This window comes from Escherichia sp. UTM R2 (assembly GCF_048593455.1).
In the GTDB taxonomy this organism is placed as follows: domain Bacteria; phylum Pseudomonadota; class Gammaproteobacteria; order Enterobacterales; family Enterobacteriaceae; genus Escherichia; species Escherichia coli.
In genome coordinates this window covers 1,827,473-1,850,702 of record NZ_JBFWDY010000002.1, presented here as the reverse complement: position 1 = coordinate 1,850,702, position 23,230 = coordinate 1,827,473, and the positions used below count along the sequence as shown (strand labels likewise).

The following is a 23,230-nucleotide window of genomic DNA, read 5'->3' as shown; positions in this document are numbered from 1 at the left end:
AACGGCAGATGGCAGAACATGGCGCGCTGGCGACCCTGAAAGATCTGGCAGAAAAAGAGGTAGAGGATGCCGCGCGCCTGCTGGGTGAAATGCGTCGCGGGTGTCAGCAGGCGGAAGAACAGCTCAAAATGCTGATCGATTATCAGAATGAATATCGCAATAACCTCAACAGCGATATGAGTGCCGGGATGACCAGCAACCGCTGGATCAACTATCAGCAGTTTATCCAGACGCTGGAAAAAGCCATTACTCAGCATCGCCAGCAACTTTATCAGTGGACGCAGAAAGTTGACATTGCCCTGAACAGCTGGCGAGAAAAGAAACAACGTTTGCAGGCCTGGCAGACACTGCAGGAACGGCAATCCACGGCGGCACTGCTTGCAGAAAACCGCCTCGATCAGAAAAAGATGGATGAGTTCGCCCAGCGCGCCGCCATGAGGAAACCTGAATGATTCGCTTAGCGCCCTTAATTACCGCCGACGTTGACACCACCACATTGCCTGGCGGCAAAGCCAGCGATGCTGCACAAGATTTTCTCGCGTTGTTGAGCGAAGCATTAGCAGGCGAGACAACTACCGACAAAGCGGCCCCCCAGTTGCTGGTGGCAACAGATAAGCCCACGACAAAAGGCGAGCCGCTGGTCAGCGAGATTCTTGCCGATGCGCAACAAGCGGATTTACTGATCCCTGTGGATGAAACACCGCATGTCATCAACGACGAACAATCCACATCAACACCATTAACCACCGCTCAAACGATGACGTTGGCTGCGGTGGCTGGCAACAATACGGCAAAAGACGAAAAAGCGGATGATCTGAATGAAGACGTCACCGCAAGCCTGAGCGCCCTTTTTGCGATGTTGCCGGGTTTTGACAATACGCCCAAAGTGACTGATGTGCCGTCAACCGTGTTACCGGCAGAGAAACCAACGCTCTTCACAAAACTGACTTCTGCGCAACTCACAACAGCACAGCCTGATGATGCCCCCGGCACGCCAGCTCAGCCATTAACACCGCTGGTAGCAGAAGCCCAGAGTAAAGCGGAAGTCATCAGCACACCTTCACCGGTGACCGCTGCCGCCAGCCCGCTAATCACTCCACACCAGACACAGCCACTGCCCACCGTCGCCGCGCCTGTGTTGAGTGCACCGCTGGGTTCTCACGAATGGCAACATTCATTAAGCCAGCATATTTCGCTGTTCACCCGCCAGGGGCAACAAAGTGCAGAGTTGCGTCTGCACCCGCAGGATTTAGGTGAAGTGCAAATCTCCCTCAAAGTGGATGATAACCAGGCGCAAATCCAGATGGTTTCACCGCATCAACACGTACGCGCCGCCCTGGAAGCAGCGCTTCCGGTACTGCGAACGCAGCTGGCCGAAAGTGGCATTCAGTTAGGGCAAAGCAACATCAGTGGCGAAAGCTTTAGTGGTCAGCAGCAGGCCGCTTCCCAGCAACAGCAAAGCCAACGCACAGCAAACCATGAACCTCTGGCGGGGGAAGACGACGATACGCTTCCGGTTCCCGTCTCTTTACAAGGGCGCGTAACAGGCAACAGCGGCGTTGATATTTTCGCCTAACGTCAGAGGTAGCACCGTAATCCGCGTCTTTTCCCCGCTTTGTTGCGCTCAAGACGCAGGATAATTAGCCGATAAGCAGTAGCGACACAGGAAGACCGCAACACATGACTGATTACGCGATAAGCAAGAAAAGCAAGCGATCGCTTTGGATCCCGATTCTGGTATTCATTACCCTCGCGGCCTGTGCCAGCGCAGGTTACAGCTACTGGCATTCGCATCAGGTTGCCGCTGACGACAAAGCGCAGCAACGCGTCGTGCCCTCCCCGGTCTTCTATGCGCTGGATACCTTTACGGTCAATCTGGGCGATGCGGATCGCGTGCTGTATATCGGCATAACCCTGCGCCTGAAAGATGAAGCTACACGCTCGCGGCTGAGTGAGTATTTGCCGGAAGTCCGTAGCCGTTTGCTGTTACTGTTTTCGCGTCAGGATGCTGCCGTACTGGCGACAGAAGAAGGCAAGAAAAACCTGATTGCCGAGATTAAAACCACGCTTTCCACCCCGCTTGTTGCCGGGCAACCGAAACAGGATGTCACCGACGTGCTGTATACCGCTTTTATTCTGCGATAACGACATGGGCGATAGTATTCTTTCTCAAGCTGAAATTGATGCGCTGTTGAATGGTGACAGCGAAGTCAAAGACGAACCGACAGCCAGTGTTAGCGGCGAAAGTGACATTCGTCCGTACGATCCGAATACCCAACGACGGGTTGTGCGCGAACGTTTGCAGGCGCTGGAAATCATTAATGAGCGCTTTGCCCGCCATTTTCGTATGGGGCTGTTCAACCTGCTGCGTCGTAGCCCGGATATAACCGTCGGGGCCATCCGCATTCAGCCGTACCATGAATTTGCCCGCAACCTGCCGGTGCCGACCAACCTGAACCTTATCCATCTGAAACCGCTGCGCGGCACAGGGCTGGTGGTGTTTTCACCGAGTCTGGTGTTTATCGCCGTGGATAACCTGTTTGGCGGCGATGGACGCTTCCCGACCAAAGTGGAAGGTCGCGAGTTTACCCATACCGAACAGCGCGTCATCAACCGCATGTTAAAGCTGGCGCTTGAAGGCTATAGCGACGCCTGGAAGGCGATTAATCCGCTGGAAGTTGAGTACGTGCGTTCGGAAATGCAGGTGAAATTTACCAATATCACCACCTCGCCGAACGACATTGTGGTTAACACGCCGTTCCATGTGGAGATTGGCAACCTGACCGGCGAATTTAATATCTGTCTGCCATTCAGCATGATTGAGCCGCTACGGGAATTGTTGGTTAACCCGCCGCTGGAAAACTCGCGTAATGAAGATCAGAACTGGCGCGATAACCTGGTGCGCCAGGTGCAGCATTCACAGCTGGAGTTGGTCGCCAACTTTGCCGATATCTCGCTACGCCTGTCGCAGATTTTAAAACTGAAACCCGGCGACGTCCTGCCGATAGAAAAACCCGATCGCATCATCGCTCATGTTGACGGCGTTCCGGTACTGACCAGTCAGTACGGCACCCTCAACGGTCAGTATGCGTTACGGATAGAACATTTGATTAACCCGATTTTAAATTCTCTGAACGAGGAACAGCCCAAATGAGTGACATGAATAATCCGGCCGATGACAACAACGGCGCAATGGACGATCTGTGGGCTGAAGCTTTGAGCGAACAAAAATCAACCAGCAGCAAAAGCGCTGCCGACGCGGTGTTCCAGCAATTTGGCGGTGGTGATGTCAGCGGAACGTTGCAGGATATCGACCTGATTATGGATATTCCGGTCAAGCTGACCGTCGAGCTGGGCCGTACGCGGATGACCATCAAAGAGCTGTTGCGTCTGACGCAAGGGTCCGTCGTGGCGCTGGACGGTCTGGCGGGCGAACCACTGGATATTCTGATCAACGGTTATTTAATTGCCCAGGGCGAAGTGGTGGTCGTTGCCGATAAATATGGCGTGCGGATCACCGATATCATTACTCCGTCTGAGCGAATGCGCCGCCTGAGCCGTTAGTGATGAATAACCACGCTACTGTGCAATCTTCCGCGCCGGTTTCTGCTGCGCCACTGCTGCAGGTGAGCGGCGCACTCATCGCCATTATTGCCCTGATCCTCGCTGCTGCCTGGCTGGTAAAACGGTTGGGATTTGTCCCTAAACGCACTGGCGTTAACGGTCTGAAAATTAGCGCCAGTGCTTCGCTGGGCGCGCGTGAACGGGTTGTGGTGGTCGATGTGGAAGATGCACGGCTGGTGCTCGGCGTTACCGCAGGGCAAATCAATCTGCTGCATAAACTTCCCCCTTCAGCACCAACGGAAGAGATACCGCAGCCCGATTTTCAGTCGGTCATGAAAAACTTGCTTAAGCGTAGCGGGAGATCCTGATGCGTCGTTTGTTGTCTGTCGCCCCTGTCCTTCTCTGGCTGATTACGCCCCTCGCCTTCGCGCAACTGCCGGGTATCACCAGCCAGCCGCTGCCTGGCGGTGGACAAAGCTGGTCGCTCCCGGTGCAGACGCTGGTGTTCATCACCTCGTTGACGTTTATTCCGGCAATTTTACTGATGATGACCAGTTTCACCCGCATCATTATTGTTTTTGGTTTATTGCGTAACGCGCTGGGAACACCCTCCGCGCCACCTAACCAGGTATTGCTGGGGTTGGCGCTGTTTTTGACCTTTTTTATTATGTCGCCGGTGATCGACAAAATTTATGTCGATGCGTACCAGCCATTCAGCGAAGAGAAAATATCAATGCAGGAGGCGCTGGAAAAAGGGGCGCAGCCGCTGCGTGAGTTTATGCTGCGTCAGACCCGTGAGGCGGATTTAGGGTTGTTTGCCAGACTGGCGAATACTGGCCCGTTGCAGGGACCTGAAGCCGTGCCGATGCGCATTTTGCTCCCGGCCTACGTGACCAGCGAGTTGAAAACCGCATTTCAGATAGGCTTCACGATTTTCATCCCTTTTTTGATTATCGACCTGGTGATTGCCAGCGTGTTGATGGCATTGGGGATGATGATGGTCCCCCCCGCCACCATTGCTCTGCCCTTTAAACTGATGCTGTTTGTACTGGTGGATGGCTGGCAATTGCTGGTCGGTTCGCTGGCGCAGAGCTTTTACAGCTAGAGAGGCAAAATGACACCTGAATCGGTCATGATGATGGGGACTGAAGCGATGAAAGTCGCGCTGGCACTGGCTGCCCCGCTGTTGCTGGTGGCGCTGGTCACGGGCCTTATCATCAGTATTTTGCAGGCCGCCACGCAGATCAACGAAATGACGCTGTCGTTTATTCCAAAAATCATCGCCGTATTTATTGCCATTATTATTGCCGGACCGTGGATGCTCAATCTGTTGCTGGATTACGTCCGCACCTTGTTCACTAACCTGCCGTATATCATCGGGTAGCCCGTACAATGATGCAGGTGACAAGCGATCAATGGCTTTCCTGGCTAAGTCTGTACTTCTGGCCGTTACTGCGCGTGCTGGCGCTCATTTCTACCGCGCCAATTCTGAGCGAACGCAGCGTGCCGAAACGGGTAAAACTGGGTCTGGCAATGATGATCACGTTCGCTATTGCCCCATCATTACCTGCCAACGATGTTCCTGTTTTTTCGTTCTTTGCTCTGTGGCTGGCCGTGCAGCAGATCCTGATCGGCATTGCGCTTGGTTTCACCATGCAATTTGCCTTTGCCGCTGTGCGAACCGCTGGCGAAATTATCGGTCTGCAAATGGGGCTGTCATTTGCGACGTTTGTCGATCCGGCCAGCCATCTCAATATGCCCGTTCTAGCCCGTATCATGGATATGCTGGCGTTATTGCTGTTCCTGACATTTAACGGTCATTTATGGTTGATTTCACTGCTGGTCGATACCTTTCACACCCTGCCAATTGGTGGCGAACCGTTGAACAGCAATGCGTTTCTGGCACTCACCAAAGCAGGGAGTTTGATTTTCCTTAACGGGCTGATGCTGGCGTTACCGCTCATTACTCTGCTGCTGACCCTGAATCTGGCATTAGGTTTACTGAATCGTATGGCCCCGCAATTATCCATTTTTGTTATTGGATTTCCATTAACTCTGACTGTCGGTATCTCTTTAATGGCGGCATTAATGCCGTTAATTGCGCCTTTTTGCGAACATTTATTCAGTGAGATGTTTAATTTGCTGGCTGATATTATTAGTGAATTGCCATTAATATAATTCCGTAACGTTTATCATGTTATCCTAAGGATTATCCGAAAAATAATACCTACGAACATCTTCCAGGATACTCCTGCGGCGAAATATTTGTTTTAAGCTCACTCACATATCGCAACATTTACTTTACTTTAAGACAATTCCAGGCAAATTATACAACACTTTACGGGATAGTAAGTCCGCCTGAAAAATCGCGAGAGTGGCGCATTAGGTGACCCATGTTGTTCCGTTTAGTCATGATGAAATATTCAGGTAAGGGGAATTATCGTTACGCATTGAGTGAGGGTATGCCATGTCAACGATTATTATGGATTTATGTAGTTACACCCGACTAGGTTTAACCGGGTATCTGTTGAGTAGAGGGGTTAAAAAAAGAGAAATCAACGACATTGAAACCGTTGATGACCTTGCCATAGCTTGTGATTCACAGCGCCCTTCAGTGGTGTTTATTAATGAGGACTGTTTCATCCATGATGCTTCTAACAGTCAGCACATCAAGCACATCATTAATCAACATCCCAATACGTTATTTATCGTTTTTATGGCAATTGCCAATGTTCATTTTGATGAATATCTATTGGTCAGAAAAAATTTATTGATAAGTTCTAAATCGATTAAACCGGAATCTCTCGACGATATCCTTGGCGATATTCTGAAAAAAGAGACAACGATAACCTCTTTTTTAAATATGCCGACGTTATCATTGAGCCGAACCGAATCGAGTATGTTGCGAATGTGGATGGCAGGTCAGGGAACCATTCAAATCTCTGACCAAATGAATATCAAAGCCAAGACCGTTTCATCGCATAAAGGTAATATTAAACGTAAGATCAAAACGCATAATAAACAGGTTATCTACCATGTCGTCCGACTGACGGATAATGTGACTAATGGTATTTTTGTCAACATGCGCTAACACATTCTGACTGGTGGTTTCCCACCAGTCAGGCTGAATAAGATTACTCTGCTTTCTCCACAAAGATACCGTCCTGATGCCCTGCTTCATTAAAGAACCAGATGCCGAGCGGGTAGTCTTCCAGCGAAACCAGGTACATTGTGCCTTCACTAAACTCCTCAACTGCCAGTACCACGCCAGGACGACGCGGACCGCCATCCGTTTTGACTGTTACCCGATCATTCACCTTCATCGTTTTCCTCCTGTGGTTTTGTGCCAGTGTAGAACAATTTCGTTTTTCTGGCAGCGCCAGGCGCGCGCGAGTGCTGATTTTCTCGACGGTCTATACTTAAGAGATGCCAGGCGGACTTAACGACTGGCGGCAACAACAGAGTAACGGTTGCGAGGAAAGATGATGAAAACCGCAAAAGAGTACAGCGATACCGCAAAACGTGAGGTCAGCGTCGATGTCGATGCCCTGCTGGCGGCGATCAATGAAATTAGCGAAAGCGAAGTTCATCGCAGCCAGAACGATTCTGAACACGTTAGCGTCGATGGACGTGAATATCATACATGGCGTGAATTGGCGGATGCCTTCGAACTGGATATTCATGACTTCAGCGTCTCTGAAGTGAATCGTTGAATGCACAATAAAAAAATCCCGACCCTGAGGGGGTCGGGATGAAACTTGCTTAAGCAAGAAGCACTTAAAAAATTCGTTACACCAGGAAATCTGATGTGTTCATCACCTTATCCGCAATTTTTTTCGCTGACAAGAAAATATTCGCGATATGAATGATTAACGCTACTTATGAATAGAAATGTGACGCACGTCACCCCTTGGTGGCTCTGGCGTCAGCGGGATCGCTCCCGAAAAAATCATCTTTGATAATTTGTGCTGTTTTGAGAATCATCCTGGTAAGGGGAGAACTGCGCGACCATGTTTTCAATTCAACAACCACTACTGGTTTTTAGCGATCTTGATGGCACCCTGCTGGACAGTCATAGTTATGACTGGCAACCAGCTGCCCCCTGGCTCAGCCGTTTACGCGAAGCGAATGTTCCCGTCATTCTCTGTAGCAGTAAAACTTCAGCGGAAATGCTGTACTTGCAAAAAACGTTGGGGCTACAAGGGTTACCGCTGATTGCCGAAAATGGCGCAGTGATCCAGCTTGCTGAACAATGGCAGGATATAGACGGTTTTCCACGCATCATCTCAGGTATTAGCCATGGCGAAATCAGCCAGGTTTTAAATACGCTACGCGAGAAAGAACATTTTAAATTCACAACTTTTGATGATGTCGACGATGCAACCATCGCCGAATGGACGGGATTAAGCCGTAGCCAGGCGGCGCTGACGCAGCTGCATGAGGCGTCGGTAACGCTAATCTGGCGCGACAGTGACGAGCGTATGGCACAATTTACCGCTCGTCTGAACGAACTGGGCTTACAGTTTATGCAGGGTGCGCGCTTCTGGCACGTCCTGGATGCCTCTGCCGGAAAAGATCAGGCTGCCAACTGGATTATCGCGACCTATCAACAATTGTCAGGCAAACGCCCAACCACACTTGGCCTGGGCGATGGGCCAAACGATGCGCCCTTACTGGAGGTAATGGATTACGCGGTGATTGTGAAAGGGCTAAACCGTGAAGGGGGGCATCTGCATGATGAGGATCCGGCCCACGTCTGGCGAACGCAGCGTGAAGGACCGGAAGGATGGCGTGAAGGGCTGGACCATTTTTTCTCCGCCCGTTAAGCGTTATCGCTCGCGAATACCCGATTACGCCCAGCCTGTTTAGCGAGATAAAGCCGACGGTCGGCCAGTGACTGGAGTTGTTCAAAATCATAATCACCGGTTTCCTCGCTGCTACTTACCCCCAACGAGGCACTGATGCGTATCGTCGTACTCTTGGCAATCAACATCTCTTTTTCATTTAACTTCAGGCGAATACGTTCTGCGACTTCCGCAGCCTCCGTCAGACTCGCGCCTGGCAGAATCACACAAAACTCCTCACCACCGACCCGCCCGGCAACGTCCTGCGCACGCAAGGAACTGCTAATTAATCCGGCAGCATGAGAAAGAACACGGTCGCCCGCCTGATGACCAAAGCGGTCATTAATCGCTTTAAAATGGTCAAGATCGACCTGAATGACAGAAAAAGGATATTGGTGCGTCTGACACAATTTAGCGAGCGGACGGGCTTTTTCGAACAGTGCGCCACGATTATATAAACGGGTTAAGGTGTCGTGCCACGCCTGCCACTGCAACGAGCTTTGCAGAACATACATGTTGCTGACCATCCGGCGAATCACATACCAGGAGATGAGTAACATGGTGGTAAAGAGCGCCCACAGCAGGGTTAATGCAATGCTGATACTGCCGAAATCGCCGCGCACGCCTTCGCTTAACGTATGGACGCGCACCAGCACACCGTCGAAATGGTTCAGACGTTCCCAGCTAACATAGCGACTGTCCATACGAATGCCGCCCCGCGTGTCATGTTCCATTGCCTGCGCCAGCAAGGCCAGTTCACGAGGGTCAAAAATATTCCCTGTTGGATGGTCAGGATTGGAAGAGGTCAAAAATCTCAGCTTACTGTCATAGAGCTGATACTCACCATCGAGGTTTTTATCGATGGCGTTTCTTAAAAATTGCTGCATGGTACGCACGGGAATACTCATCCCCAGCACGCCATACCAGTAGTTATTACTGTCTACCGGAACACTGACGGTAACCTGCGGTTCAGTATTGCTGGCGTGTTCCGGTTGCGAAGTGAACCAGCGTACCGCGCGGTGACGATTTTCTCGTTGCGAATGGCCGATAAACCAGGGTTGGGTGACATAGCCGTAATAACGCGTTGGTACATTGCGCGTAAACAAGGTCGGCTGCGTCGAAACGTAAAATCCGGCACGCGAGACATACATCGCCTGTTCAACCATCGACGAGGTGTTGTGCGCCAGTCGCAGCAAGTAACCAACTTCCAGTGCAGCGGTAATTTCATTGTCGAGGCTTTCATTTTCGCGAGACAGGAGATTCCCCTCGCTGACTAATGCATCCGATACGCCATTGACTGACAGGGTGCGTCGTCGGTTGAGTTCGATTTGCCAGGCGTGCTCGTCGCGATGCTGTTCGAACTCGGTTACAGCATCACGCAGAGAGGTGAAATCCAGTGGCGCTACGAGAGCTTCGCGCATGCCATTACGCAAAAAGATCAGTTTGTCGACGTTATACTGCAAATGCTTATCGAGCGCGTTGGCTACGTTTTCCAGATGATTACGCTGGCTGGAGATATAGGCATCTTCCAGCACTACCACTTCACGCCAGGTCAGCAAGGTGGAAAAAAGCAATACCACGATAAAGCAGAGATTAACGACATGACCAGGCCCCAGGCGGCGTGCGAGTTTTTTCAACCAGCTCTGGTTTTCCATTTTTGTCTCGTGCTGCACCCTGACGACTCCCAACCTGCTTTTTTATGATTCTGGCATAACCTGGCGATAGCGTACCGCAAAACAGCGATAATTTTATAATGGTGGCATGATAAGACGCGACTATCATTCATTGCAGGCATTGGCACACCAGGCCGGATGTGATCCGGCCTGGTGTTAATGATACCCTTTCAAACTTCTTCCGCAGAACGACTCCCCTCCCCCGGAACAAGCTCGGTTTCATGAAAAGCTTCCCGCTTGACCCCGTAACCGTCATACCAACGACACTCAACCATACCGCTGGAGTATCCAGTGACAATCATCCGCGGGCCGCCCTCTTTAACCGTAACTTCCTCACTAACCATAAAGCTCATACTCGCCTCCTTTTTTCGAGTGAAACTTGTTCACCTTAGTTGAAGATGGCGAATTTTGCATAATAGCCTGTGCGAGTATTAATGTGCCTGACCGCGTATTTTCGCTACGGCTTTCACTCCCAGCACCACGATGCCGCCGATGATAAATCCAAGAATCAGATTTAAAACAGTCGGTAATATCATCGCCACCACTGCACTTTGCTGCCCGGCGAAATGTTCAATGGCGTGATGCAGCGGCGCAATACCATGTACCACAATCCCGCCGCCGACGAGGAACATCGCCAGCGTGCCGACAATCGATAATGCTTTCATCAACCAGGGCGCAATGATCAATAACCCTTTACCTAATGCCTGCATCAGCGCGCTGGATTTTTCCGCCAGCCAATACCCCAGGTCATCAATCTTAACGATAACCCCTACCAGACCGTAGACGCCCACGGTCACTACCAGCGCGATGCCTGAAAGCACCAGCACCTGATTAAGCAACGGCGCTTCGGCCACAATCCCCAGCGTGATGGCGACGATTTCCGCAGACAATATAAAATCGGTACGAATCGCCCCTTTTATTTTGTCCTTTTCAAACTTCAGCGGATCCTGCGCCGCCAGCTTCTCCAGACGCTGCTGGCTCTGCGCCGGATCTTCTTTATGTTTACGCGCCTCCAGCATATGCAGCACTTTCTCTACTCCTTCAAAGCAGAGAAACGCGCCACCAATCATCAACAGAGGCGTAATCGCCCACGGGATAAACGCACTGATGATCAGCGCCAGCGGCACCAGAATCACTTTATTAATCAGCGATCCTTTCGCCACGCCCCAGACCACGGGAAGTTCCCGGTTGGCCCGCACGCCTGAAACTTGTTGCGCATTGAGCGATAAGTCATCCCCTAATACACCGGCGGTTTTCTTCGCCGCCAGTTTGCCCATCACGGAGATATCGTCCAGCAGTGTGGCGATATCATCGAGCAACGTCAGTAAACTACTCCCGGCCAAAAGCATTCCCTCTCATTTTTATTGTTGAAGGGTGTAAGTATGAAGCAAAAACGGCAGCTCTGATACTTGCTTCACAGGTCAACATTTTTTTAACAATCAAGTGCAATTATATCTCTCGCCAGCAGAATGATTTTCACGTTTACTATGACCCACCTTTTTATTTCCACCGTGAGGGATTATGCGTTTCCGCCAGTTGTTACCGCTTTTTGGCGCGCTGTTTGCGTTGTATATCATTTGGGGCTCAACCTATTTTGTCATTCGGATTGGCGTGGAAAGCTGGCCTCCGTTAATGATGGCAGGCGTGCGATTCCTGGCAGCCGGTATTTTATTGCTGGCATTTTTGCTACTGCGCGGACACAAACTCCCCCCGCTACGTCCGCTGCTTAATGCCGCGCTGATTGGCCTCTTATTGCTGGCTGTCGGTAATGGCATGGTGACGGTTGCCGAACATCAAAATGTTCCTTCCGGCATCGCCGCCGTAGTGGTTGCAACCGTGCCCCTCTTTACCCTGTGCTTCAGCCGCCTGTTTGGCATTAAAACGCGCAAACTGGAATGGGTGGGTATTGCCATTGGGCTTGCCGGAATCATCATGCTCAATAGCGGTGGAAATTTAAGCGGCAATCCGTGGGGCGCGATTCTGATTTTAATCGGCTCGATTAGCTGGGCGTTTGGCTCGGTTTATGGCTCGCGCATTACCTTACCTGTAGGGATGATGGCGGGTGCGATTGAGATGCTGGCGGCAGGCGTGGTGTTAATGATCGCGTCGATGATTGCAGGTGAAAAACTGACGGCGCTCCCTTCCCTTTCAGGCTTCCTTGCGGTCGGCTATCTGGCGCTGTTTGGTTCGATTATCGCCATCAACGCTTATATGTATTTAATCCGTAATGTCAGTCCGGCTCTCGCCACCAGCTACGCCTACGTTAACCCGGTGGTCGCGGTCTTGCTGGGTACGGGACTGGGCGGAGAGACGCTGTCGAAGATTGAATGGCTGGCGCTCGGCGTAATTGTCTTCGCGGTGGTACTGGTCACGTTGGGAAAATATCTCTTCCCGGCAAAACCCGTAGTTGCGCCAGTTATTCAGGACGCATCAAGCGAGTAAATGAATCCCCTGCGTGTCGATCTGCGCGCTGGCACCTTCGCCGCAGATCCACTCTTCCAGACGCTCGGTAAGCGCTTCATCCGTCAGCTTCTCGCGCCCACGTAATGCACACTCCCAGACAATCAGTACGCGCCAGCCGAGTTCCTGCAAACGACTGATATCGCGGCGATCGCGTTCAACATTTTTACCTATCTTCTCCAGCCAGAACTCGGTTCGAGTCGCAGGCACTTTAAACAGATAGCAGTGATGATGATGCCAGAAGCAGCCATGGGTAAATATCACGCAGCGATATTCATCAACGACAAAATCCGGGCTTCCGGGCAGACTGGCGTCCTGAACGCGAAACGCCAGGCCCTGCCCGGTTAACAGACTGGCGAGGCGCTTCTCAATCGCCGTATCACGCGTGGCAATCGCGCGCATATTTTTGCTGCGAGTGGCCTTATCGTGAACGTCGGCCATGTTGTGCCTCTTGCTGACGCAACGCCACCGCCTGTTTGATTTTTGGCTCAAGCAGTTTTGCCACCGCGGCAAAGACCGGCACGACCACCGAGTTACCGAACTGGCGATAGGCCTGAGTGTCCGAAACCGGAATGCGGAATTTCGCTTCTCCCGGCGCTTCAAAACCCATTAAGCGCGCGCATTCCCGAGGCGTTAACCGACGTGGACGATGTTGCTGATTCAGCGGATCGTCAAAATCTTTCTCACCCGTGGCCATATCCCAGCCGCGATCGATTAAAATTTCCGCGCCATCTTTGTAATAACGCGCAGACAGCGTACGCGTGACGCTTTGCGGATTGTTCGGATAAACCATTCCATAACCGAAGCCGTTACCGCGCGCCTGATGTTTTTTCGCATATCGATAGAGGTACTTCCACAGCACCGGCGTCAGGATATATTTCGCCTCGACCATCGGGTCCAACAGCTGCGCCAGCGTCACTCGCTGTGCAGGGAAACATTCGCTGATATCACGCAGAGTAAAATCGGCTTTCAGATTAAGATCGCGACGAAAACCCACCAGCACGATGCGTTCACGGTGCTGCGGCAGAAAATGTTTACCATCGATGATTTTCGGATCGTCCGGCCCGTTATCTTCTGCATCAGCCACGTCATAGCCCAGTTCGTCCAGCGTCTGCATGATGATGCGGAACGTTTTACCCTGGTCGTGACTTTTCAGGTTTTTGACGTTTTCGAGCACAAACATCGCCGGACGACGCGCGTCGATAATGCGTACCACATCAAAAAACAGCGTGCCCTGGGTATCGCAGGCAAAACCGTGCGCCCGCCCGAGCGAGTTCTTTTTCGATACGCCAGCCAGCGAAAATGGCTGACAAGGGAAACCGGCCAGTAAAACATCGTGTTCAGGAATGTGTTGACGAATATGTTCCGCCGCCGCCTCATCACTCACGCCTTCTTTATGGCTGAGGGTGATATCGCGGATATCTTCATTAAAATGATGCGTCGCCGGATCGCAATAATGGTTGGCTTTATAAGTGCGTACCGCATGTTTGTTCCATTCGCTGGTAAACACGCATTGTCCGCCAATCGATTCAAAACCGCGACGGATGCCGCCAATTCCGGCAAATAGATCGATAAAGCGAAACGCATAATGCGGATGATGTGCCGGTGGTTTGGGTAACAACGTTTGCAGATGGGCGAACTCTTTCTCACTTAAACGGTGCCATGCCGAGTCATTCGCCAGCGCACGTTTTAAAATTGCCGCGCTCCAGTGATTCTCACCCACACCATTAAGCTGCGCCACCAGCGTTTTAACATCATAAATTTGCAGCAGTTTCTCCAGCATTGCCTGTGCGGCATTCCCGGTGCTGTATGAATCGGTTACTGATATATTTTCCTGCATAGATTTAACCGGCCATCTGAGATGGCCGACAGGTTAACATAATTACAGCCATTTAGGGCCACGCGCTTATCCCGCGGGTGAAAACGCATCTATCACCTTGTGATCGACACCTTCATTCTCCCCCGCCAGTTCGGCACTGAGCTTCGCCATAAACTCGACTAAAAAATGCGCGTTGTGCTGCGCCAGCTGCTTGCCTCTTGCGGTTTGCATGGTTTGCGGTAGCTTCAGCAACTTAGTCTGGAAATGATCCAGCGCGTAGCGTTTATCATCAAGCGGGCGATGCTGTGCGAACGGATCTTCACCATCAAACAGCGCCACGCCCAATGCCCCTGAAACGGCAAACACGCGCGCCAGGCCAATCGCCCCCAGGGCTTCCAGCCGATCCGCATCCTGGACGATTTTAGCTTCCGTTGTTAAGGGGGCGATTTGCGCGCTGAAACTGTGAGCGGCAATGGCATGACAAACGGCCTCGATTTTCTCCGCCGGAAATTGCTCGAACTCTTCACGGAGCAGGCGACGCGTCTCTTCTGCCGCCAGGATTGAAGAACGCTGCCTTTGCGGATGATTTTTCGCCAGGCTCACAATATCGTGAAAATAACAGGCGGTTAAAATCACCAGCATATCGACATCGTCATCTGCCGCCAGCTTCTGTGCCGTAGCCCAGACGCGGCGAAAATGACACACGTCATGGGCCGCGTCCTGGTGCTGATGATGGTTTTTCAACCAGTTTTCGAACTGTGCCTGCCAGTGTTGTAAGTCCATACGCGCTCCGTTGCCAAAGAGTCGCCACCTTAGCAGTTTTTATTCATAGCGTCTGCTACGTGCGGGACGAGGTCGGGTGTACCAGGCAATGCTGCCTAACAATGCCCCGACCAGAGCCATAAATAAAAATCCGACCAGTGCCCCTAACCACTTTCCCGCGGTAGAGCCTAAATCGCTTTCAAATCCCGACACGGGGGCATCGGGGATCCGGCTCATCACCCAGATGTAACGCGCCATTGCCCAGACGAAATAGCCACACCATGTATAGAAAGCCCACAAAGCCGGTTTGCCGCCAGGGCTGCGAGAGAGTCTCTCTTCCATCTTTGTCGAACCGTATTCCATTTTGAGATAACCCGGAAAATTCAGACTTAGTACTATTATGTGATAAAAGTCACATTTTTCCACATTGGATGAGCCAGTCAAGACTCAATCATTTTTTGAACAAATAGATAAATTTTGCGCAACGGCAGTGAATACAGGAAAAATCGTTTTGAGCGATTTTATTTATCTTTGATATCGGCTTTATTAATTCATTTAATCAATATATTAGCACTGATTACAATTATACCTTTTTATTATTCTGTGTCATGATGCTTCCGTTATTAGCCTTTTATCGTCTTGTTTATATTTTTTGGGCCGGCATGATGCCGGCTTTTTTTTATGCCTTCATTAATGTGCGCCAGATCACACCAGCCGTTTGGCGCAACAATCATTGATACCCCCTATGTTTCCGCTCAACTCATAACATATTGATATACATTTATAATTTCATGAATATTTATATTTAGAATTCATAATTCTGAATTATATTAAATAGATTAGAAACATTTTGAAATCTTTTAAATACATTTGTTGCATGTAATCCTTAAAATAAAATGAACTTCATAGAATAGTATCCAAATGTGCTTTTTTTTGGATAACGGCACTTATTGATATATTCATGAAGATTATAATCACAAGGGAATACATAATGAAAAGAAAAGTTCTGGCAATGCTGGTCCCGGCGTTATTAGTTGCTGGCGCAGCAAATGCGGCTGAAATTTACAATAAAGATGGCAATAAAGTTGATTTCTACGGCAAGATGGTTGGCGAATGCATCTGGTCAAATACTGATGATAATAACAGCGAAAACGAAGATACCTCCTATGCTCGTTTCGGTGTTAAAGGTGAAACCCAAATCACCAGCGAACTGACTGGTTTTGGTCAGTTTGAATACAACCTCGACGCCAGCAAGCCCGAAGGCTCTAATCAGGAAAAAACCCGTTTAACCTTCGCAGGTTTGAAATATAACGAGTTAGGATCTTTCGACTATGGTCGTAACTACGGTGTTGCTTATGATGCCGCAGCTTATACCGATATGTTAGTTGAATGGGGTGGTGATTCCTGGGCTTCCGCTGACAACCTCATGAACGGTCGTACCAACGGTGTTGCAACCTACCGTAACTCTGATTTCTTTGGTCTGGTTGATGGTCTGAATTTTGCTGTGCAATATCAAGGTAAGAACAGCAATCGTGGCGTTACTAAACAAAACGGTGATGGCTATGCGTTGTCTGTAGACTACAACATCGAAGGTTTTGGTTTTGTAGGTGCATATAGCAAATCTGATCGTACTAATGAACAAGCTGGTGACGGCTACGGTGATAACGCTGAAGTGTGGTCATTAGCAGCCAAGTATGATGCAAATAATATCTATGCAGCAATGATGTACGGTGAAACCCGCAACATGACTGTTTTGGCTAATGATCATTTTGCAAATAAAACCCAAAACTTTGAAGCTGTTGTACAGTATCAGTTCGACTTCGGTTTACGTCCGTCTTTAGGCTACGTATATTCCAAAGGCAAAGATCTTTATGCTCGTGATGGACATAAAGGTGTTGATGCTGACCGCGTAAATTATATCGAAGTTGGTACCTGGTACTACTTCAATAAGAACATGAACGTCTACACAGCATACAAATTTAACCTGCTGGATAAAGACGATGCAGCGATTACCGATGCCGCAACTGATGACCAGTTTGCAGTTGGTATCGTCTACCAGTTCTAATCAGCCAACGCGCCGCGGCGTGTTACTGTAAAACATAACACTAGCCTGAGTTCGTCCCTCATCGAACTCAGGCTTTTTTATTGGCATTTCATCTCCATCTGCGGCACACGCAATTGCCAAAGCATATCGATACAGCACCTTACCCTGCCCCTCCTGCCACAATAACATCTACCAGCGACTCTTCCAGCCAACACCCCAAATGCACATTCTGATGAATTACCCCGTAACAAACACGCTTCCCAAATAGAAATCTTTGCAAAAATAGTGCATGAAATAAGCTTTTTCTCTACCAATCCGCGATATAAATATTTATCAGCACCACAATATTCCACATCACTAAATCTCTCCCCACCGCCCCGCATCTCTGATAATGGTCTAAAATCATTGAGGCCACTTGCGACGACGTTGCTCAATAAGGAAAATTTGGCGTGAATAATATTCAACACCAGTGCAGCATCATCATTACATACTTACACCCGCCGACTACCGCTTTCGATATATTGACTCAATTTTCCAGCCTGGTTAAAAATAGCGACCAGCTCAGTCGCAAATATAGTGACTACCCTAACTAAGCAACAATAAGGAATACACTATGACTGTTCAAACAAGTAAAAATCCGCAGGTCGATATTGCTGAAGATAATGCGTTCTTCCCTTCAGAATATTCGCTTAGCCAATATACCAGTCCCGTCTCTGATCTTGATGGCGTGGACTATCCAAAACCGTATCGCGGTAAGCATAAAATTCTGGTGATCGCCGCGGACGAACGTTATTTGCCAACCGATAACGGAAAACTGTTCTCGACCGGTAACCATCCGATTGAAACGTTGCTGCCGTTGTATCATCTCCATGCTGCAGGTTTCGAATTCGAAGTGGCGACCATTTCCGGTCTGATGACCAAGTTTGAATACTGGGCTATGCCGCACAAAGATGAAAAAGTAATGCCATTCTTTGAGCAGCATAAATCGTTGTTCCGCAATCCGAAGAAACTCGCGGATGTTGTCGCCAGCCTCAACGCTGATAGCGAATATGCAGCAATCTTTGTTCCTGGTGGTCATGGCGTACTTATTGGTTTACCTGAAAGCCAGGACGTAGCTGCCGCTTTACAGTGGGCAATCAAAAATGACCGTTTTGTTATCTCCCTTTGCCACGGCCCGGCGGCTTTTCTGGCGCTTCGCCACGGCGATAACCCACTGAATGGTTATTCCATTTGCGCATTCCCAGACGCCGCAGACAAACAAACGCCAGATATTGGCTATATGCCAGGTCATCTCACCTGGTACTTCGGCGAAGAGCTGAAGAAAATGGGCATGAACATCATTAATGACGACATCACCGGGCGAGTACATAAGGACCGTAAACTTCTCACCGGCGACAGTCCTTTCGCAGCGAATGCGTTGGGTAAACTGGCGGCGCAGGAAATGCTGGCAGCTTACGCGGGTTAATCCCTGTTACGTTTGAATGTAAGCGCATAATTAATCGCAGCCGCGTTAGTACTCACGACGTGGCTGCGTTTTTTCACGGTTAATTTATGGCGTACTGAAGCCCTATGTTAATTTCTTTGCGGTAACGTAATTCGGAACACATTATGCTTATTGAGATAGTGATATGAAGCACTTCCCCCATGCAATTCGGCAATCGCTTTGACTAAAGAAAGACCAAGTCCCTGACCTACGGAATGACGCGAATTATCTCCCCGCCAAAATCTACGGAAGAGTTTTTCAGGCTCATGTATTTTCGTTCCAGGACTGGCGATATCAATATTAAGATAGCCGTTGGTATCAAGAAAACTGGTTATATGAATACGCGATTTTTCTGGTGAATATCTAATGGCATTAACAATAAGATTCGATAACATTCGTTGCAGTAAAATTTTATCCGCAAAGATTTGCTGATTGCACTCGACCTTAAAGCAAATCTCTTTCTCGTCTGAAAGATATTCAAGATAATCCAACAAATTTTCGACTTCCTTATTGAGAGAAAGCGAGTCCAGTTTCACCAAAACATTGTTTTTATCTGCCCGGGCAAGAAACAGTATGTTCTCTGTTAACCGCGAAATATTTTCCAACTCTTCAATGTTACCGGCAATTGTTTTTTGATATTCAGCGATACTTCTGGTTTGACTGAGCGTAACCTGATTCTGACCCAGTAATGCATTAATGGGCGTTCTAAGTTCATGAGCGAGATCGTCAGCAAATTGACTTAGGCGTTCAAAATCTTTGACTAAGGCTTGATGCATTTTATTCAACGCCTGCCCAAGAGGTTTTAGTTCTCTCGGTAATGCGCTAACCTCAACAGGCTCTCGGCTATAGTTATAATTCAGCGCTTCCGTTACACCACTCAACTTTTTGATCTCTCGTAATCCCGTTCTGATTAACAGCGGACTTAATACTGAGCAAAGTACAATGGCGACAATGCAAATTATAATGCTATTAATTTTATACTGTTCAAGCATGTTATGTCTGGCTGAAGCCAATTTAGCCACAGTAACCGTTAATGATGGCGAAACTTCATCAATATTAATTCGTAAAGCATCAATCTCAGTATCATTAATAATGCTTCTGTAAATGCCAGCTGCGCTGATTGTCTCACTAGCAGGTATGTTATTTAACATGTCATCACTGACATTTGTCCGGTTAACAATTTTATTGATGCCATCACCATGAATGATCAAGATATCCTGACTAACATCCATCATCCGGTTAAAGTATACAGGTAACGTATCTGGATTTACCCCATCAATTAACAACTGCTTGATCTGTGCTGTCCGGTTAATGAGTGTTGTATCATCGCGCCATTTCAACTCACTTGCCAGGCCATTATAGAGAGTCCAGACAATTCCAGCGCCAGCAACAGACAGCAGCAATATAAAAAGCAAGGTTAAACGGACGGTTATAGACAATCTTTTCATTATTTTTTTACCGCTACGAATGAATAGCCCATCCCCCGGATTGTGGCGATTAGCTTTTCAGGAAAAGGATCATCAACTTTTGCGCGGAGCCTGCGAATGGCGACATCCACCGTATTGGTATCACTATCAAAGTTGATTCCCCAAATTTCACTCGCAATAACCGTTCTGGGTATAATTTCGCCAGCTCTGGAGGCCAGTAGCCAAAGTAACTGAAACTCCTTGCGCGTCAGTGTAATACTGATATTGTCCCTGCTCACACTTTGACTTACAGAGTCCATTCTTAAGCCACTGATTTCTAATGTTGAATTCAAAGCGTGATGTTGCCTTAATTGTGCCCGAACCCTTGCCAGCAACTCAGAAAATGAAAAAGGTTTTACCAGATAATCATTTGCTCCACTGTCCAGCCCTCTGACTCTGTCATCGACAGAATCCCTTGCAGTAAGGCAAATAACAGGGGTTTGCTTTGCTGTTCTTAACGTTTGTAAGATCTGCCAGCCATCCATACCCGGAAGCATAATATCCAGAATTATCAATGCATAATCATCCTTCAGCGCAAGATAAAGCCCATCTCTGCCATCAGAAACGGCATCAATGACATAACCCGCTTCGGAAAGCCCCTGCGTTACCCACTCCTGGGTCCTTTGATTATCTTCAATAAGTAAAATCTTCATGAAAATAATATGCCATAAATCATATGTTATAGAAACAGCCTGGTTCATTACAAAATTGTAATGCTGCTGTAAGGTTACCCTGGCCGCTTTTTCGCTATCCTCAAAACTCATTCACATGACAAGGATATAAACATGTTAAAGCGTTATTTAGTACTCTCGGTAGCAACGGCAGCATTTTCATTACCTTCTTTGGTTTATGCCGCACAACAAAACATTCTTAGCGTGCACATTTTGAACCAGCAAACCGGAAAACCCGCTGCTGACGTGACAGTCACTCTTGAAAAGAAGGCGGATAACGGCTGGTTACAACTTAATACCGCCAAAACAGATAAGGATGGACGAATTAAGGCACTGTGGCCCGAGCAAACTGCAACTACGGGCGATTACCGTGTCGTATTTAAAACCGGGGACTATTTCAAGAAACAAAATCTTGAAAGTTTCTTCCCTGAGATCCCCGTTGAATTTCATATTAATAAAGTGAACGAGCATTATCATGTGCCTTTATTACTTAGCCAATATGGGTATTCAACCTATCGTGGCAGTTAATGCATAAATATGTAAAAGCAGATCTCTGCTACTGTTAGGGAGGACACTCCCTGACAGATTAACAGTAAACGGCTCTTGCTGGCTAACGACAAAAAAGTGTGATGGCTTATGAAAAAGAATCAATTTTTAAAAGAATCAGATGTTACGGCCGAGTCGGTATTCTTTATGAAGCGTCGGCAGGTGTTAAAAGCACTGGGCATCAGTGCAGCTGCACTTTCTTTGCCTCACGCTGCGCATGCCGATCTGCTTAGCTGGTTTAAAGGGAACGATCGCCCGCCCGCCCCCGCCGGAAAACCGCTGGAGTTCAGCAAGCCTGCCGCCTGGCAAAATAACCTGCCACTGACGCCAGTAGATAAAGTCTCCGGTTATAACAACTTCTATGAATTCGGGCTGGATAAAGCCGATCCCGCCGCTAATGCTGGTAGCCTGAAAACCGATCCATGGACACTGAAAATCAGCGGCGAAGTGGCAAAACCATTGACCCTCGATCACGATGATTTAACCCGTCGCTTCCCGCTGGAAGAGCGTATTTATCGTATGCGCTGCGTGGAGGCATGGTCGATGGTGGTGCCGTGGATTGGTTTTCCGCTGCACAAATTGCTGGCGCTTGCCGAACCCACCAGCAATGCGAAGTATGTCGCTTTCGAAACAATTTATGCACCGGAACAAATGCCAGGCCAGCAGGACCGCTTTATCGGCGGCGGGCTGAAATATCCTTATGTCGAAGGATTGCGTCTCGACGAAGCAATGCATCCGCTCACACTGATGACCGTGGGTGTTTATGGCAAGGCGTTACCGCCACAAAATGGCGCGCCGGTACGACTGATTGTGCCGTGGAAATATGGCTTTAAAGGGATTAAATCGATAGTCAGTATTAAGCTGACCCGCGAGCGTCCGCCAACCACCTGGAATCTGGCAGCGCCTGACGAATACGGTTTTTACGCCAACGTTAATCCGCATGTTGATCACCCGCGCTGGTCACAGGCTACCGAACGATTTATTGGTTCAGGCGGCATCCTCGATGTTCAGCGCCAGCCAACGCTACTGTTTAATGGTTACGCCGACCAGGTGGCATCGCTGTATCGTGGCCTGGATTTGCGGGAGAATTTCTGAATGCGTCTGACAGCAAAACAGGTGACATGGCTGAAAGTTAGCCTGCATCTTGCCGGATTGTTGCCGTTTCTCTGGCTGGTCTGGGCGATCAATCACGGTGGACTGGGTGCCGATCCGGTGAAAGATATTCAGCATTTTACCGGTCGCACTGCACTGAAATTTTTGCTGGCGACCTTGTTAATCACACCTCTGGCACGCTACGCAAAACAGCCGTTATTGATACGCACTCGCCGCCTGTTAGGCTTATGGTGCTTTGCCTGGGCGACACTGCATTTAACCAGTTACGCATTGCTGGAGCTGGGCGTGAATAATCTGGCGTTATTAGGCAAGGAGTTAATTACCCGGCCTTATTTAACGTTAGGAATTATCAGCTGGGTTATTTTGCTTGCTTTAGCGTTTACTTCAACCCAGGCGATGCAGCGAAAACTCGGCAAGCACTGGCAACAGTTGCATAATTTCGTCTATCTTGTCGCGATCCTGGCCCCAATACATTATCTGTGGTCAGTGAAGATTATTTCACCGCAGCCGCTCATCTACGCTGGGCTGGCTGTACTGCTTTTAGCCTTACGGTATAAGAAGTTGCGTTCCCTTTTTAACCGGTTACGCAAGCAGGTTCACAACAAATTATCTGTATAACTTCATATTGCCGACAAAGTACGCGTTATCCCTGCCGGATGCGGCGCGAGCGCCCTATCCGGCCTACGCAGATCACATCAGATTATGTTTCGTTTGTCATCAACCTCAAATTATCAATATAATTCATTTTATTTCAATAAGATAGATAAGTACACCTGAGAAAACTA

28 protein-coding genes are annotated in these 23,230 nt (G+C 48.9%); 18 read left to right on the top strand and 10 right to left on the bottom strand.

Annotated features, from left to right (window positions below; translation table 11 throughout):
* Positions 1 to 8 precede the first annotated feature (8 nt).
* From fliJ to rcsA, 10 genes are all read left to right on the top strand, one after another.
* Positions 9 to 452, top strand: coding sequence for a flagellar export protein FliJ (fliJ, locus tag AB4H76_RS09725; protein WP_420062589.1), 444 nt, complete (start codon positions 9 to 11; stop codon positions 450 to 452).
* Entirely contained in the window at positions 449 to 1,576 is a 1,128-nt protein-coding gene (locus AB4H76_RS09720; protein WP_001695875.1) for a flagellar hook-length control protein FliK, read from the top strand. Before fliJ ends, AB4H76_RS09720 begins: the two co-directional genes overlap by 4 nt.
* Positions 1,577 to 1,680: 104 nt before the next feature.
* Complete coding sequence (gene fliL, locus AB4H76_RS09715) at positions 1,681 to 2,145, top strand: flagellar basal body-associated protein FliL (RefSeq protein ID WP_000133106.1); 465 nt, start codon at positions 1,681 to 1,683, stop codon at positions 2,143 to 2,145.
* Positions 2,146 to 2,149: 4 nt separating this feature from the next.
* Positions 2,150 to 3,154, top strand: coding sequence for a flagellar motor switch protein FliM (gene fliM, locus AB4H76_RS09710; protein ID WP_001295641.1), 1,005 nt, complete (start codon positions 2,150 to 2,152; stop codon positions 3,152 to 3,154).
* Complete coding sequence (fliN, locus tag AB4H76_RS09705) at positions 3,151 to 3,564, top strand: flagellar motor switch protein FliN (protein WP_001282098.1); 414 nt, start codon at positions 3,151 to 3,153, stop codon at positions 3,562 to 3,564. The genes fliM and fliN overlap by 4 nt, the downstream gene beginning before the upstream one ends.
* Positions 3,565 to 3,566: 2 nt before the next feature.
* Positions 3,567 to 3,932, top strand: a complete 366-nt coding sequence (gene fliO, locus AB4H76_RS09700; RefSeq protein WP_001299290.1) for a flagellar biosynthetic protein FliO — start codon at positions 3,567 to 3,569, stop codon at positions 3,930 to 3,932.
* A complete protein-coding gene (gene fliP / locus AB4H76_RS09695; RefSeq protein WP_001253441.1) occupies positions 3,932 to 4,669 on the top strand; it encodes a flagellar type III secretion system pore protein FliP in 738 nt (245 codons plus the stop codon). The genes fliO and fliP overlap by 1 nt, the downstream gene beginning before the upstream one ends.
* Positions 4,670 to 4,678: 9 nt before the next feature.
* Positions 4,679 to 4,948 (top strand): flagellar biosynthesis protein FliQ, encoded by a 270-nt coding sequence (fliQ, locus tag AB4H76_RS09690; RefSeq protein ID WP_000187358.1) that lies wholly within the window; start codon positions 4,679 to 4,681, stop codon positions 4,946 to 4,948.
* An 8-nt stretch (positions 4,949 to 4,956) separates the two neighbouring features.
* Positions 4,957 to 5,742, top strand: coding sequence for a flagellar biosynthetic protein FliR (fliR, locus tag AB4H76_RS09685; RefSeq protein WP_000983977.1), 786 nt, complete (start codon positions 4,957 to 4,959; stop codon positions 5,740 to 5,742).
* Between the two features lie 289 nt (positions 5,743 to 6,031).
* The gene (rcsA, locus tag AB4H76_RS09680; RefSeq protein WP_000103987.1) at positions 6,032 to 6,655 is read left to right on the top strand and encodes a transcriptional regulator RcsA; all 624 of its coding nucleotides are present in this window, start codon (positions 6,032 to 6,034) and stop codon (positions 6,653 to 6,655) included.
* Positions 6,656 to 6,698: 43 nt separating this feature from the next.
* On the opposite strand, the gene dsrB is transcribed toward rcsA, so the two are convergent.
* Positions 6,699 to 6,887, bottom strand: coding sequence for a protein DsrB (gene dsrB, locus AB4H76_RS09675; protein WP_000867217.1), 189 nt, complete (start codon positions 6,885 to 6,887; stop codon positions 6,699 to 6,701).
* Between the two features lie 162 nt (positions 6,888 to 7,049).
* Between dsrB and yodD the strand changes: the two genes are divergently transcribed.
* Together yodD and AB4H76_RS09665 are read left to right on the top strand one after the other, a co-directional pair.
* The gene (yodD, locus tag AB4H76_RS09670) at positions 7,050 to 7,277 is read left to right on the top strand and encodes a peroxide/acid resistance protein YodD (protein WP_000844800.1); all 228 of its coding nucleotides are present in this window, start codon (positions 7,050 to 7,052) and stop codon (positions 7,275 to 7,277) included.
* Positions 7,278 to 7,574: 297 nt separating this feature from the next.
* Complete coding sequence (locus AB4H76_RS09665) at positions 7,575 to 8,390, top strand: mannosyl-3-phosphoglycerate phosphatase-related protein (protein ID WP_000491496.1); 816 nt, start codon at positions 7,575 to 7,577, stop codon at positions 8,388 to 8,390.
* Here AB4H76_RS09665 and dgcQ read toward each other — a convergent pair.
* The 3 genes from dgcQ to AB4H76_RS09650 all read right to left on the bottom strand — a co-directional run bounded on the left by dgcQ (position 8,387) and on the right by AB4H76_RS09650 (position 11,430).
* Positions 8,387 to 10,081 (bottom strand): cellulose biosynthesis regulator diguanylate cyclase DgcQ, encoded by a 1,695-nt coding sequence (gene dgcQ / locus AB4H76_RS09660; protein WP_077249978.1) that lies wholly within the window; start codon positions 10,079 to 10,081, stop codon positions 8,387 to 8,389. The genes AB4H76_RS09665 and dgcQ overlap by 4 nt on opposite strands.
* Positions 10,082 to 10,251: 170 nt before the next feature.
* Positions 10,252 to 10,434 (bottom strand): YodC family protein, encoded by a 183-nt coding sequence (locus tag AB4H76_RS09655; RefSeq protein ID WP_000009307.1) that lies wholly within the window; start codon positions 10,432 to 10,434, stop codon positions 10,252 to 10,254.
* A gap of 78 nt (positions 10,435 to 10,512) precedes the next feature.
* The gene (locus tag AB4H76_RS09650; protein WP_000922682.1) at positions 10,513 to 11,430 is read right to left on the bottom strand and encodes a DUF808 domain-containing protein; all 918 of its coding nucleotides are present in this window, start codon (positions 11,428 to 11,430) and stop codon (positions 10,513 to 10,515) included.
* Between the two features lie 172 nt (positions 11,431 to 11,602).
* On the opposite strand from AB4H76_RS09650, the gene yedA reads away from it, so the two are divergent.
* Positions 11,603 to 12,523, top strand: coding sequence for a drug/metabolite exporter YedA (gene yedA, locus AB4H76_RS09645; RefSeq protein WP_001212226.1), 921 nt, complete (start codon positions 11,603 to 11,605; stop codon positions 12,521 to 12,523).
* Here the strand turns inward: yedA and vsr are convergent.
* The 4 genes from vsr to drpB all read right to left on the bottom strand — a co-directional run bounded on the left by vsr (position 12,512) and on the right by drpB (position 15,464).
* Positions 12,512 to 12,982, bottom strand: a complete 471-nt coding sequence (vsr, locus tag AB4H76_RS09640) for a VSPR family DNA mismatch endonuclease (RefSeq protein WP_000786008.1) — start codon at positions 12,980 to 12,982, stop codon at positions 12,512 to 12,514. The two genes, yedA and vsr, sit on opposite strands and share 12 nt — an antisense overlap.
* Entirely contained in the window at positions 12,963 to 14,381 is a 1,419-nt protein-coding gene (gene dcm, locus AB4H76_RS09635; protein ID WP_001157239.1) for a DNA-cytosine methyltransferase, read from the bottom strand. The genes vsr and dcm overlap by 20 nt, the downstream gene beginning before the upstream one ends.
* A 66-nt stretch (positions 14,382 to 14,447) precedes the next feature.
* The gene (locus tag AB4H76_RS09630) at positions 14,448 to 15,143 is read right to left on the bottom strand and encodes a phosphohydrolase (RefSeq protein ID WP_000365561.1); all 696 of its coding nucleotides are present in this window, start codon (positions 15,141 to 15,143) and stop codon (positions 14,448 to 14,450) included.
* Positions 15,144 to 15,182: 39 nt separating this feature from the next.
* The gene (gene drpB / locus AB4H76_RS09625) at positions 15,183 to 15,464 is read right to left on the bottom strand and encodes a cell division protein DrpB (protein ID WP_001372217.1); all 282 of its coding nucleotides are present in this window, start codon (positions 15,462 to 15,464) and stop codon (positions 15,183 to 15,185) included.
* A 649-nt stretch (positions 15,465 to 16,113) separates the two neighbouring features.
* Here drpB and AB4H76_RS09620 point away from each other — a divergent pair.
* Together AB4H76_RS09620 and hchA are read left to right on the top strand one after the other, a co-directional pair.
* On the top strand, positions 16,114 to 17,187 hold the full coding sequence (locus tag AB4H76_RS09620) for a porin (RefSeq protein WP_032256236.1): 1,074 nt from the start codon (positions 16,114 to 16,116) through the stop codon (positions 17,185 to 17,187).
* A gap of 592 nt (positions 17,188 to 17,779) precedes the next feature.
* Entirely contained in the window at positions 17,780 to 18,631 is an 852-nt protein-coding gene (gene hchA, locus AB4H76_RS09615) for a glyoxalase III HchA (RefSeq protein WP_088568504.1), read from the top strand.
* A 107-nt stretch (positions 18,632 to 18,738) separates the two neighbouring features.
* On the opposite strand, the gene hprS is transcribed toward hchA, so the two are convergent.
* Positions 18,739 to 20,097 carry a two-component system sensor histidine kinase HprS gene (hprS, locus tag AB4H76_RS09610; RefSeq protein ID WP_000826755.1) on the bottom strand — a complete coding sequence of 453 codons (1,359 nt, stop codon included), beginning with the start codon at positions 20,095 to 20,097 and terminating at the stop codon, positions 18,739 to 18,741.
* Complete coding sequence (gene hprR / locus AB4H76_RS09605) at positions 20,097 to 20,768, bottom strand: response regulator transcription factor HprR (protein WP_001339045.1); 672 nt, start codon at positions 20,766 to 20,768, stop codon at positions 20,097 to 20,099. The genes hprS and hprR overlap by 1 nt, the downstream gene beginning before the upstream one ends.
* A 132-nt stretch (positions 20,769 to 20,900) precedes the next feature.
* On the opposite strand from hprR, the gene hiuH reads away from it, so the two are divergent.
* From hiuH to msrQ, 3 genes are all read left to right on the top strand, one after another.
* Positions 20,901 to 21,314: a hydroxyisourate hydrolase gene (gene hiuH, locus AB4H76_RS09600; RefSeq protein WP_000920127.1), complete on the top strand. Its 414-nt coding sequence runs from the start codon at positions 20,901 to 20,903 to the stop codon at positions 21,312 to 21,314.
* 108 nt (positions 21,315 to 21,422) lie between these two features.
* A complete protein-coding gene (msrP, locus tag AB4H76_RS09595; RefSeq protein WP_000740100.1) occupies positions 21,423 to 22,427 on the top strand; it encodes a protein-methionine-sulfoxide reductase catalytic subunit MsrP in 1,005 nt (334 codons plus the stop codon).
* Positions 22,428 to 23,063 carry a protein-methionine-sulfoxide reductase heme-binding subunit MsrQ gene (msrQ, locus tag AB4H76_RS09590; RefSeq protein ID WP_001240105.1) on the top strand — a complete coding sequence of 212 codons (636 nt, stop codon included), beginning with the start codon at positions 22,428 to 22,430 and terminating at the stop codon, positions 23,061 to 23,063.
* The last annotated feature ends 167 nt before the right edge of the window (positions 23,064 to 23,230 follow it).

What these genes read in the sequence shown, in the direction of transcription:
- fliJ (WP_420062589.1), top strand. Translation starts at nt 9, where the DNA reads ATGGCAGAACATGGCGCGCTGGCGACCCTGAAAGATCTGGCAGAAAAA.
- AB4H76_RS09720 (WP_001695875.1), top strand. Translation starts at nt 449, where the DNA reads ATGATTCGCTTAGCGCCCTTAATTACCGCCGACGTTGACACCACCACA.
- fliL (WP_000133106.1), top strand. Translation starts at nt 1,681, where the DNA reads ATGACTGATTACGCGATAAGCAAGAAAAGCAAGCGATCGCTTTGGATC.
- fliM (WP_001295641.1), top strand. Translation starts at nt 2,150, where the DNA reads ATGGGCGATAGTATTCTTTCTCAAGCTGAAATTGATGCGCTGTTGAAT.
- fliN (WP_001282098.1), top strand. Translation starts at nt 3,151, where the DNA reads ATGAGTGACATGAATAATCCGGCCGATGACAACAACGGCGCAATGGAC.
- fliO (WP_001299290.1), top strand. Translation starts at nt 3,567, where the DNA reads ATGAATAACCACGCTACTGTGCAATCTTCCGCGCCGGTTTCTGCTGCG.
- fliP (WP_001253441.1), top strand. Translation starts at nt 3,932, where the DNA reads ATGCGTCGTTTGTTGTCTGTCGCCCCTGTCCTTCTCTGGCTGATTACG.
- fliQ (WP_000187358.1), top strand. Translation starts at nt 4,679, where the DNA reads ATGACACCTGAATCGGTCATGATGATGGGGACTGAAGCGATGAAAGTC.
- fliR (WP_000983977.1), top strand. Translation starts at nt 4,957, where the DNA reads ATGATGCAGGTGACAAGCGATCAATGGCTTTCCTGGCTAAGTCTGTAC.
- rcsA (WP_000103987.1), top strand. Translation starts at nt 6,032, where the DNA reads ATGTCAACGATTATTATGGATTTATGTAGTTACACCCGACTAGGTTTA.
- dsrB (WP_000867217.1), bottom strand. Translation starts at nt 6,887, where the DNA reads ATGAAGGTGAATGATCGGGTAACAGTCAAAACGGATGGCGGTCCGCGT.
- yodD (WP_000844800.1), top strand. Translation starts at nt 7,050, where the DNA reads ATGAAAACCGCAAAAGAGTACAGCGATACCGCAAAACGTGAGGTCAGC.
- AB4H76_RS09665 (WP_000491496.1), top strand. Translation starts at nt 7,575, where the DNA reads ATGTTTTCAATTCAACAACCACTACTGGTTTTTAGCGATCTTGATGGC.
- AB4H76_RS09655 (WP_000009307.1), bottom strand. Translation starts at nt 10,434, where the DNA reads ATGAGCTTTATGGTTAGTGAGGAAGTTACGGTTAAAGAGGGCGGCCCG.
- AB4H76_RS09650 (WP_000922682.1), bottom strand. Translation starts at nt 11,430, where the DNA reads ATGCTTTTGGCCGGGAGTAGTTTACTGACGTTGCTCGATGATATCGCC.
- yedA (WP_001212226.1), top strand. Translation starts at nt 11,603, where the DNA reads ATGCGTTTCCGCCAGTTGTTACCGCTTTTTGGCGCGCTGTTTGCGTTG.
- vsr (WP_000786008.1), bottom strand. Translation starts at nt 12,982, where the DNA reads ATGGCCGACGTTCACGATAAGGCCACTCGCAGCAAAAATATGCGCGCG.
- dcm (WP_001157239.1), bottom strand. Translation starts at nt 14,381, where the DNA reads ATGCAGGAAAATATATCAGTAACCGATTCATACAGCACCGGGAATGCC.
- AB4H76_RS09630 (WP_000365561.1), bottom strand. Translation starts at nt 15,143, where the DNA reads ATGGACTTACAACACTGGCAGGCACAGTTCGAAAACTGGTTGAAAAAC.
- drpB (WP_001372217.1), bottom strand. Translation starts at nt 15,464, where the DNA reads ATGGAAGAGAGACTCTCTCGCAGCCCTGGCGGCAAACCGGCTTTGTGG.
- AB4H76_RS09620 (WP_032256236.1), top strand. Translation starts at nt 16,114, where the DNA reads ATGAAAAGAAAAGTTCTGGCAATGCTGGTCCCGGCGTTATTAGTTGCT.
- hchA (WP_088568504.1), top strand. Translation starts at nt 17,780, where the DNA reads ATGACTGTTCAAACAAGTAAAAATCCGCAGGTCGATATTGCTGAAGAT.
- hprS (WP_000826755.1), bottom strand. Translation starts at nt 20,097, where the DNA reads ATGAAAAGATTGTCTATAACCGTCCGTTTAACCTTGCTTTTTATATTG.
- hprR (WP_001339045.1), bottom strand. Translation starts at nt 20,768, where the DNA reads ATGAAGATTTTACTTATTGAAGATAATCAAAGGACCCAGGAGTGGGTA.
- hiuH (WP_000920127.1), top strand. Translation starts at nt 20,901, where the DNA reads ATGTTAAAGCGTTATTTAGTACTCTCGGTAGCAACGGCAGCATTTTCA.
- msrP (WP_000740100.1), top strand. Translation starts at nt 21,423, where the DNA reads ATGAAAAAGAATCAATTTTTAAAAGAATCAGATGTTACGGCCGAGTCG.
- msrQ (WP_001240105.1), top strand. Translation starts at nt 22,428, where the DNA reads ATGCGTCTGACAGCAAAACAGGTGACATGGCTGAAAGTTAGCCTGCAT.